Consider the following 9,784-nt stretch of genomic DNA (forward strand, 5'->3'; position numbering starts at 1 on the left):
TCCGGATCAATCCCCGGTGGCCATCAACCTCCCGCGACCAGGTCCCCGTAGGGCGCCTCGATCCCGAACCGTTCCCGGAGTGCCAGCCGTGCCGCAAACCACCCGGCCATACCGTGCACGGCGGGCCCTGGCGGCGTGGCCGACGAGCACAAATACACGCCCGGCACCGGTGTACGCCACGGGGCAGGGGACAGTACCGGCCGTTTGGCGAGCTGCCACATGGTCAGCGCCCCGCCGTAAATGTCCCCGCCAACGTAGTTGGCGTTATAGCTTTCCTGTTCCGACGCCGGTCGTGCCGTCGAGGCCAGGATGACGTCCCGGAACCCAGGCGCATAGCGCTCCACGGTGGCGGTAACGAGCTCCGTTGGGTCCGCTGCGGAATCGGGCGGAACATGGATGTAGGCCCACAGGACGTGCCCCCCCGGTTGGGCTCGGGTGGGGTCCAATACGCTCGGCTGGGCGGCCAGAACGTACGGTTCCCCGGGAATTCGTCCGTTCTGTACGGCGTTCTCCGCGGCAGCGATGCTTGCCCGGTCCCCGCCAAGGTGGACCGTGACCGCGCGTGCCACGTCGGGATTGGTCCACGGCACCGGCGCGGAAAGGGCAAAGTCCACTTTGGCTGCCCCGGCGCCAAAGCGGAAGCGGTGAATGGCCCGTGCATAACGCTGAGGAACGTCGCCGCTCAGCAGCAGCCGTGGCGACGTGTCCAACAGGGTCACCTGACTCCGAGGCAGTTCCTGCAGGGACGTCACGGTGTGGTCGCATTCGATCGTCCCGCCGTGGGCCTTGAGCTCGGCGGCAAGCGCGTCGGCGATGGCCTGCGTGCCGCCCGCCGGGAACCCCCATCCTCCCGCGTGGGCATGGACGGCCAAAAGCAATCCCGCCCCGGCCGATGCGAGCGACGGCATCCGCCCGGCCGCATGCGCCACACAACCAGTCAGAAGCGCGGGGGCGGACTCTTCCCGGAAGCGCACGTTCCACAGGGGAGTGCCCTGCTCCAGGCTGGCCAGGCCAAACCGGAATGCGGCCATAACGTCCCGCGGCACACGAAGCAGCGGCGACCCCGTAAAGTCCACCACGCCGTCGAGCCTGTCCAAAAGCGGGCGCAGCAGGCCACGCCAGGCCGCGCCGTCGCGGCCCAGCCCCTCAACCGTTCTTTCCAGGTCCCGCCACGCAAGCGCGGCCTTGCCGCCGGGGAGGGGATGCGCATAGGAAATCTCGGGAGTGATCCACTGGACTCGGTCCAGGAGGCCGAACGCGCGGAAGAACGGCGAGGCCACCGCGGCGGGGTGCACTGCCGAACACACATCGTGCCGAAATCCTGGCAGGGTCAGTTCCTCCGTGCGCAGCCCGCCTCCGATGTGCGGGGCCGCCTCCAGCACGCGAACGCTCAGCCCCGCCTTGGCGGCCGTGACCGCTGCCGCCAGGCCATTCGGACCGCTGCCCACCACCGTGACATCAGTCACGGAAGCCGTCCTGCTTGTGCGGTGTCCATGGGACACAGTCTGCCCGTCGCGGGCGGACCGCGCCAACCATGGGTGCGGGCGCGTGTCTTGCCTGCGGGATACTTAAGCCATGCAGCCGCGCACGATCGTCATCCTCGGGTCCACCGGTTCCATCGGCACGCAGGCGATTGACGTCGTCGACGGCGCCCCGCACCTTTTCAACGTTCTGGCCCTGAGCGCCGGCGGCGCGAACCTGGAACTCCTGGCGCGGCAGGCTGTCCACACGCGGGCTGCCGCCGTCGGGATCGCCCAGGGGGACGCGGCGGAACTGCGCCGACTGATTGAGGATGCCGCCGCAGTGGCCGGGCTCCGCGACTACCGGCCGGACATCTTCGCCGGGCCGGACGCCGCGGCCACCATCGCCGCCATCCCGTGCGATGTGGTCCTCAACGGGATCACGGGCTCCATCGGCCTGGCCCCGACACTGGCCGCGCTCGCTTCAGGCGCCACACTGGCACTCGCCAACAAGGAATCGCTGATCGTCGGCGGAAGCCTCGTGAAGGAAGCCGCCCACGATGGGCAAATTGTCCCAGTCGACTCGGAACACTCGGCCATCGCCCAGTGCCTCCGCTCCGGCCGACGGGATGAAGTGGACCGACTCATCCTCACAGCCTCCGGTGGGCCGTTCCGGGGCATGAACCGGGACGAGCTGCGCGGTGTGACTCCCGCGGAGGCCCTGGCCCACCCGACGTGGGACATGGGACTCATGGTGACCACCAACTCCGCCACGCTGGTCAACAAAGGCTTGGAAGTCATCGAGGCGCACCTGTTGTTCGATGTTCCGCTGGACCGCATCGACGTTGTGGTCCACCCCCAGTCCGTGGTCCATTCGATGGTGCAGTTCGTGGATGGCTCCATCATCGCCCAGGCTTCCCCGCCGGATATGCGCCTGCCCATCGCGCTGGGGCTTGGCTGGCCGGACAGGGTTCCCCGCGCAGCCAGCCCCTGCGACTGGAGCCAGGCCACCAGTTGGACCTTCGAACCCCTGGACCCGGAGGCATTCCCGGCGGTCAGCCTGGCCAAGGACGCGGCGAAGCAGGGGGGCACCTATCCGGCTGTGTTTAATGCGGCCAATGAGGAAGCGGTGGAGGCTTTCCACGCCGGCCGTATCGGCTTCACCGACATTGTGGATACGGTTGATTCCGTGCTCAGCGAACATTCAGGTTCTTCCGAGCTAACGGTTGAGTCTGTGCTGCATGCTGAAGAGTGGGCACGGACCCGTACCCACGATCGTTTAGCCAAGAGCATCCTCTAAGAAGCACACATCGTCTAAAGAAGCAGCGCCTCCCGTCTATGAATTCCGTCCTTCTCTTCATTCTCGGCGTCGTCATTGTGGCGGTCGGCGTTGCGGTATCCATCGCCTTGCACGAGGTGGGCCATTTGTTGCCTGCCAAGTTGTTCAAAGTCCGCGTGACCAAGTACATGATCGGTTTCGGGCCCACACTGTGGTCCAAGCGCAAAGGCGAAACCGAGTACGGATTCAAGGCCATCCCCTTGGGTGGTTATGTGGCCATGATTGGCATGTACCCGCCCAACAAGGAGGACGGCAGCGTCCGACCGTCCAGCACGGGCATGTTCCAAACCCTGGCATCGGAGGCCCGTTCCGCTGCCCATGAGGACGTGGGGCCGGACGACGCGAACCGGGTCTTCTACAAGCTTCCCGTCTGGAAAAAGATCATCATCATGCTTGGCGGGCCGGCCATGAACCTGGTCCTGGGTGTGGTCTTCACCGCCATACTGCTGATGGGCTTCGGCATTTCGATGCCCTCCACCACTATCGCTGAAGTGTCAAAGTGCCAGGTGAACGCCGGTCAGACCGTGGATCCGAATTCTGCTGACTGCAAGGCAACACCGGCCGCCGCAGCAGGGCTGAAGCCAGGCGACGTGGTCAAGACCTTCGACGGCAAGGATGTCACCAGCTGGGATGAACTGAGCGGCTGGATCCGCGCGTCCGCAGGGCGGCAAGTGTCGGTCACCGTTGAGCGGGACGGCTCCACAATCGCGACGGCGGTCACGCCGGTCCTAACGTCCCGGCCGGTGATCGGCGACGACGGCCGCCAGGCCAAGGGGGCTGACGGGCAGCCGCTGTACCGGGAGGTCGGTTTCCTGGGCATCGGAGCGCAGACCGCCCTGGTGCCGCAGCCGGCGTCGAGCGTTTTGCCTATGGCGGGCGAGAACATCAGGCAGGTTGCCGGGGTCGTCCTAAACCTTCCTGCCCGTGTTGCGGGCGTTGCGCAGGCCGCGTTCAGTGACGAGCCGCGCGATCCCAACGGGCCAATGAGTGTGGTGGGTGTCGGGCGCGTCGCCGGGGAAGTGGCGGCTATGGAGCAAGTGCCCGCGCAGGCCCGGGCCGCGGCCATGGTGGGCATCCTGGCCGGCCTCAACTTCGCGCTGGCTGTGTTCAACCTCATTCCGCTGCTACCCCTGGATGGCGGCCACATCGCCGGAGCCTTGTATGAAGGGGTGCGCAGGAGGGTGGCCAAACTGGCAGGAAAGCCTGATCCGGGTGCATTCGACATCGCCAAGCTGCTGCCCCTGACGTATGTTGTGGCGGGCTTGCTCATCGCCATGGGGGCCCTCCTGATCTACGCTGACATCGTCAAGCCGGTCAATCTGTTCGGCTAAAACGGATAGGGTAGCCGTATGACTGTTTTCGCTGTTGAGTACGTGTATGCCGCAGATTCCGAGGGAGCCCGCGACGAAACCCGTCCCGCCCACCGCGCCTGGCTGGCTGGCCTGGCAGAGGAAGGCAAGCTTCTTACAAGCGGTCCGTACGGCGACGGTGCCGGTGCCCTCCTGATCTTCAAATCCAACGATGAGGCCGAGCTCAACGAGCTGCTCAAGCAGGACCCCTACGCCGCCGAAGGCACCATCGCAGGTATTCGGACAACCGAATGGACGCCGGTGATTGGCATCCTGGCTCCCCACGCGGCCTAAGAGCCTTCAAGACGCAAACTACGATCCCCAAGAAAGAACCCAAGGAGTCCCCGTGACATCGGTCAGCCTGGGAATGCCGTCGGCCCCGCCACCCGTCCTCGCCCCGCGCCGCAAGACCCGCCAGATCCAGGTTGGCTCGGTGGGGGTAGGCTCCGAGCACCCCGTCAGCGTGCAGTCGATGACCACCACGCCCACCACGGACATTAACGCCACCCTTCAGCAGATCGCCGAGCTCACGGCCGCGGGCTGCGACATTGTGCGCGTCGCATGCCCCTCCGCCGACGACGCTGAAGCCCTGCCGATCATCGCCAAGAAGTCGCAGATCCCCGTGATTGCGGACATCCATTTCCAGCCAAAGTATGTCTTTGCGGCGATCGAGGCCGGCTGCGCAGCGGTGCGCGTCAACCCAGGCAACATCCGCAAGTTCGATGACCAGGTGAAGGAAATCGCGCAGGCGGCCAAGGACCATGGGACGTCCATCCGCATTGGCGTCAACGCAGGATCGCTGGACCCGCGCCTCCTGCAGAAGTACGGCAAGGCCACGCCGGAGGCCTTGGTGGAAAGCGCCGTCTGGGAAGCCAGCCTCTTTGAAGAGCACGACTTCCACGACTTCAAGATCTCCGTGAAGCACAACGATCCCGTGGTGATGGTGCGTGCTTACGAACTCCTGGCCGAACGCGGCGACTGGCCGCTGCACCTTGGCGTCACCGAGGCCGGGCCGGCCTTCCAAGGCACCATTAAGTCCGCCACCGCGTTTGGCGCGCTCCTTTCCAAGGGCATCGGCGACACCATCCGCGTATCCCTTTCCGCACCTCCCGTGGAGGAGGTCAAGGTGGGCATCCAGATCCTGCAGTCGCTGAACCTTCGTCCCCGGAAGCTGGAAATCGTCTCGTGCCCGTCCTGCGGACGCGCCCAGGTGGACGTGTACACGCTGGCCGAGCAGGTCACAGCCGGTCTGGAAGGAATGGAAGTTCCGCTGCGCGTTGCTGTTATGGGCTGCGTGGTCAATGGTCCAGGCGAAGCACGCGAGGCGGATCTTGGCGTGGCGTCCGGCAATGGCAAAGGCCAGATCTTTGTTAAGGGCCAGGTCATCAAGACTGTGCCCGAAAGCGAAATTGTTGAGACACTGATCGAAGAGGCCATGCGTATCGCTGAAGAGATGGGGGAGGCCGATGGCGAAGATGCTGTCAAAGGTAGCCCCGTGGTTAGCGTCTCGTAGCGACACGGCGGTCCGGCCGGGCCTGTCCGTCAGGGAACTCACCGGCTTGGACACGGACACCCTGCGCCAACTGGCCCTCACGGACGAAGTAGCCAACGTCTTTATCCTCGCGCATCTGGAGACCTCCGGAACGGCCGCCCCTACCCAGGGCGGCGCGCGGGTCTACGGTGTCTTCGACGGCATTGAGCTAATTGGCGCGTGCTGGGCCGGCGCCAACCTGGTGCCGGTTCAGTTGGCTCCGGACCTCGCAGGATACGTGGCCATGGCCGCTCATCAGTCCGGCCGCCGTTTCGCCTCGATCTTCGGGCCGGCGGACGCAGTACTCGCCCTCTACTCCCGCCTGGAGCAACTGGGGCACTACGCCCACGAAGTCCGCGCGCACCAGCCATTGCTGGTGCTCAGCGGACTGCCCGCAGTGTCGCCGAACCCCAATTTGGGCTTCGGCGACATGGCAGACTTCGATCGGATCCTTCCGGCCTGCGCGGCCATGTTCGAGGAAGAAGTGGGCTATTCGCCGTTCCTTGGCGGCAAGGAGTACTACAGCCGCAGAATCGCAGGCCTGATCCGGCAGCGGCATTCATTGGTCCATCTCGATGAAGTGGGCAACGTTATATTCAAAGCTGAGCTCGGAGCGGTGACCAGCGGGGTCACCCAGGTGCAGGGCGTGTGGATGAACCCGGACTACCGCGGACTCGGCCTAAGCGCCGGCTACATGGCCGCCGTCGTGGCCCTGTCCAGGGAGTTCGCACCCATCACCAGTCTCTATGTGAACGACTACAACACCCGGGCCCGGGCAACCTACGAACGTGTGGGCTTCAGCCAGCGCGGAACGTTCGCTACAGTGCTTTTCTAGCGGGCGAGTGTCCGCGATCACTCGCCTTTGGGGGAACAAATGAAGAACACGATTTTTGCGGCCAAATCAGCTTTGGCTGCGGTAATGGTGTGCGGGGCACTCGCCTTTTCGCTGGCTGGCTGTGGGGGATCGACGACGACCCCGGCCGGCGGCACGGCCGGCAGTTCTTCCAGTCCGAGCCCGACGCCCACACCGACACCAACTCCAAAGAAATACACCGCTGCAGAGCTTGAGGCAGTTGTCCACCAAATAACCGACGGTACTGGCGCGTCCCTCAAGGTAATTTCGCAAAAGGATGTTGCGGCGAGCCTTGAGCAGGTCAAGGCGTTGATGTCCCAAGTCACGGCGGAGCCAGCGACATGCAAGGACCTGGCCATGGCCGGACTCAACAGGCCTGTTGAGGGTGCCTCCATAGCCATGGGCCTAAACCAGGATGCTGCCACCGGAACGAGTAACGCCCTAACGCTTTCTTCTGGACTCGACAAAGCCGTATTGGATCAGATGATTGCCCAATCGGACCAGCAGTTGTCGTCTTGCGCCACCTTGAAGGTGACGATGCAGGGTGTCACGTCGACCGTCACGACTACCAAGGTCGCTGGTGTGGGGTCGGTTCCCGGAACGCTGGCCTATCGCTCGGACACCAAGCTTTCGAGTGGACAGCGGCAATCCGTGATCGTCGCGCAGGTAGTAAAGGACGATGTTCTGATCACCGCGACGGCGGGCGGTGGCGCCAGCGAAGAAGCAGCCAAGGACCGGGCCGGCACTCTTCTGGATCAGGCAGCAGCCCTCATTAAGTAGGCACCGCAGGGCGGACCTGGGGCACAGTGCTTTGCGGCGTCGATTCCTATACCGCGTCCAAGTCACCTGTGAGGTACCGCTGGACATTCGGCGCCACCAAACGAACCACTTCCTCGGGTGTCGCCGAAGCCAGTGGCTCCAAGCGGACCACGTACCGGACCAGCATCAGACCCATCACTTGAGTGGCCACGAGGTCGCCTCGCAAGGCCACTTCGTGCGGCGAACCAGGCACTCCGGCCATGATCCGGGAGAGGATAGTGCGGCTGACCATTTGCCGCATTAGCGCGGTCTTGCTTTTGGAACCGATGGTTCCCCGGACGAATGCCACTAGGGCGTGCTGCATCGGACTGTCCCACAGCCGCAGGACGGCGCGGACTATTGCTTCGGCACGGACACCGGCGTCCAATTCATCCACGCCCTCCAGCACCTGGTTGGGATCGGCCGGCAACTCGACGCTCAGGGCAAACAGTTCGTCCTTGCCTGTGAAGTAGTGGTGGATCATCGCGGGATCCACGTGCGCTTCCCGGGCCACCTGGCGAAGGCTGGTTCCTTCGAAGCCGTGTTCCGCGAAGAGATGCCTGGCTGTCGCGAGGATATGGCCCCGTGAGTCTTCGCCGCCGGCGCGTCGGCCGCGCCGCGCAGTTGGCTCAGTTGCGCTCATGCCGTCCGCCGTCGGAGCGTCAACGATGCCAGCACCAAGACCAGGACCACAATCCCGCCAACCGTTCCGGCATCCCGCCACATGGCTTCGGTGGCATCGCTGTGGCCGGCGATCTCCTGGAGCGCGTCCACGGAAAACGTCAGCGGCAGGACGTTGGAGATTGCCTCAAGGACCTCGTTCATCCTGTCGCGTGCCACGAACAGCCCGCACAGCAGGATCTGCGGAACGACCACCACAGGCATAAACTGCACGGCCTGGAACTCGGTCTGCGCAAACGCCGAGCACAGCAAGCCCAGGGCCACACCAAGGACGGCGTTGATGACCGCGATCATGACCACGAGCCCGGGGCCGCCCTTGATATCCAAGTTGAAAACCCAGTAGGCCACCGCCGTAGCAACGAGCGACTGCAGGGACGCCATGAGGGAAAACGCCAGCGCATAGCCGAACAGCAGGTCCGCCTTGTGGATCGGCGTGGTCAGCAGTCGCTCCAAGGTGCCGGAAGTCCGCTCACGGAGCATGGTGATGGAGGTGACCAGGAACATCGCCACGAACGGGAAAATTGCCAGCATCATCAAGCCGATGCGGTCAAAGGTCCGTGGCATTCCTGGCGGGAGAACCTCGTTTTCGAAGAGGAAGTAGACGGCGGTCAGCAGGAGCGCCGGCACCAGCAGGATCAGGGCCACACTCCGATGGTCGTGTCGCAACTGTTCCAGGACCCGCCTGGCAGTTGCGAACATCATGAGTGCATTCATCACGTCACCGTCCTTCCTCGGGGGCGACCTTCGCTGCGGCCTCCGCGTCGCGGATGATGTTGAGGAAGGCGCGCTCCAAGTCGGAACTGTGCCCGCGTTCACCCAGTTCGGCGGGGGTCAGCTGCGCCAACAGCAGGCCTTCCCGGAGCAGCAGCAGCGATGAGCTGTGGCTGGCTTCTTCCATCACGTGGCTTGAAATCAGGAGTGTGGTACCGGCAGCTGCCATGGCTGCAAACCGCTCCCAAAGGTCCGCGCGGAGCACAGGATCCAGCCCAACTGTGGGTTCGTCGAGGATCAGCAGCTTTGGCCGCGAGACTAGCGCGCAAGCCAGCGATACGCGGCTGAACTCCCCGCCGGAAAGGTCCGCGGCCCGCTGTTTGGTGAACTTTTCAAGCCCGACGGCGGCAATCGCCGCAGCGATGTCCGGCGCCTTCATGCCATGCATGGCGCCGAAATAGCGAACATTGGCTTCGACGCTAAGGTCCGGATACACGCTTGGGTCCTGGGTCAGGTAGCCGACTTCATGCCTCAGGGAAGCGGCCCCTGCAGGCCTGCCGAGTACTGTAACCGTGCCTTTGGTGATCCGTTGGGCACCCACCAGTGTGCGCATGAGAGTTGTCTTTCCGCTTCCTGACGGCCCCAGCAGCCCTGTGATCCGTCCGGAGTCCACAGTGAAGTCCAGTCCGCGAAGGATGGTTGTGCGACGCCTTCTGACGTGCAGACCTCGGACGTCAATTGCAGTGCTTTGAATAGCTTCCGGCATCCGGGGGACATCCCGGGCGGCTTTGGCGATATGGGACATGGCTTCCTCCGTGGTCCCTCTGGCACTTCATCTGCGAGGCATCCCGGCCAGCCCTATAGGGAACTGGCCCAATAAATTCATCACCTGATGAATTTAAGGTAGACCTGCCCTGATGCGCGGTCAAGGTGGCGTCACGAAGAGTTCCCCCGTTGCCTCATTGCAATACCTCCGGCAAAAGTGATTCGTTGCCTCATTTGAAAACCTCCGGATAGGTGCATCGTTGCCTCATTGCAATACCTCCGCGTGATGTCAGTTGT

10 protein-coding genes are annotated in these 9,784 nt (G+C 64.1%); 6 read left to right on the forward strand and 4 right to left on the reverse strand.

Annotated elements, in window-relative coordinates; genetic code table 11:
* Positions 1 to 23: 23 nt before the first annotated feature.
* Complete coding sequence (locus LD110_RS13095; RefSeq protein WP_225499257.1) at positions 24 to 1,466, reverse strand: NAD(P)/FAD-dependent oxidoreductase; 1,443 nt, start codon at positions 1,464 to 1,466, stop codon at positions 24 to 26.
* Between the two features lie 109 nt (positions 1,467 to 1,575).
* Between LD110_RS13095 and dxr the strand changes: the two genes are divergently transcribed.
* The 6 genes from dxr to LD110_RS13125 are packed head-to-tail and all read left to right on the forward strand — an operon-like array spanning position 1,576 to position 7,312.
* Positions 1,576 to 2,760, forward strand: a complete 1,185-nt coding sequence (gene dxr / locus LD110_RS13100; RefSeq protein WP_225499258.1) for a 1-deoxy-D-xylulose-5-phosphate reductoisomerase — start codon at positions 1,576 to 1,578, stop codon at positions 2,758 to 2,760.
* A gap of 38 nt (positions 2,761 to 2,798) precedes the next feature.
* The gene (locus LD110_RS13105) at positions 2,799 to 4,130 is read left to right on the forward strand and encodes an RIP metalloprotease (protein ID WP_225499259.1); all 1,332 of its coding nucleotides are present in this window, start codon (positions 2,799 to 2,801) and stop codon (positions 4,128 to 4,130) included.
* 18 nt (positions 4,131 to 4,148) lie between these two features.
* On the forward strand, positions 4,149 to 4,442 hold the full coding sequence (locus tag LD110_RS13110; protein ID WP_225499260.1) for a YciI family protein: 294 nt from the start codon (positions 4,149 to 4,151) through the stop codon (positions 4,440 to 4,442).
* A gap of 52 nt (positions 4,443 to 4,494) precedes the next feature.
* Positions 4,495 to 5,661 carry a flavodoxin-dependent (E)-4-hydroxy-3-methylbut-2-enyl-diphosphate synthase gene (ispG, locus tag LD110_RS13115; RefSeq protein WP_225499261.1) on the forward strand — a complete coding sequence of 389 codons (1,167 nt, stop codon included), beginning with the start codon at positions 4,495 to 4,497 and terminating at the stop codon, positions 5,659 to 5,661.
* Positions 5,624 to 6,514: a GNAT family N-acetyltransferase gene (locus LD110_RS13120; RefSeq protein ID WP_225499279.1), complete on the forward strand. Its 891-nt coding sequence runs from the start codon at positions 5,624 to 5,626 to the stop codon at positions 6,512 to 6,514. Before ispG ends, LD110_RS13120 begins: the two co-directional genes overlap by 38 nt.
* 39 nt (positions 6,515 to 6,553) lie before the next feature.
* Entirely contained in the window at positions 6,554 to 7,312 is a 759-nt protein-coding gene (locus LD110_RS13125) for a hypothetical protein (RefSeq protein ID WP_225499262.1), read from the forward strand.
* Positions 7,313 to 7,358: 46 nt separating this feature from the next.
* On the opposite strand, the gene LD110_RS13130 is transcribed toward LD110_RS13125, so the two are convergent.
* The 3 genes from LD110_RS13130 to LD110_RS13140 are packed head-to-tail and all read right to left on the reverse strand — an operon-like array spanning position 7,359 to position 9,527.
* Positions 7,359 to 7,973 (reverse strand): TetR/AcrR family transcriptional regulator, encoded by a 615-nt coding sequence (locus LD110_RS13130; protein ID WP_225499263.1) that lies wholly within the window; start codon positions 7,971 to 7,973, stop codon positions 7,359 to 7,361.
* Positions 7,970 to 8,713 carry an ABC transporter permease gene (locus LD110_RS13135; protein WP_374200341.1) on the reverse strand — a complete coding sequence of 248 codons (744 nt, stop codon included), beginning with the start codon at positions 8,711 to 8,713 and terminating at the stop codon, positions 7,970 to 7,972. Before LD110_RS13135 ends, LD110_RS13130 begins: the two co-directional genes overlap by 4 nt.
* A 16-nt stretch (positions 8,714 to 8,729) precedes the next feature.
* A complete protein-coding gene (locus tag LD110_RS13140; protein WP_225499264.1) occupies positions 8,730 to 9,527 on the reverse strand; it encodes an ABC transporter ATP-binding protein in 798 nt (265 codons plus the stop codon).
* Between the last annotated feature and the right edge of the window lie 257 nt (positions 9,528 to 9,784).

It is taken from the genome of Arthrobacter sp. M4 (assembly GCF_020251205.1).
Classification (GTDB): domain Bacteria; phylum Actinomycetota; class Actinomycetes; order Actinomycetales; family Micrococcaceae; genus Arthrobacter.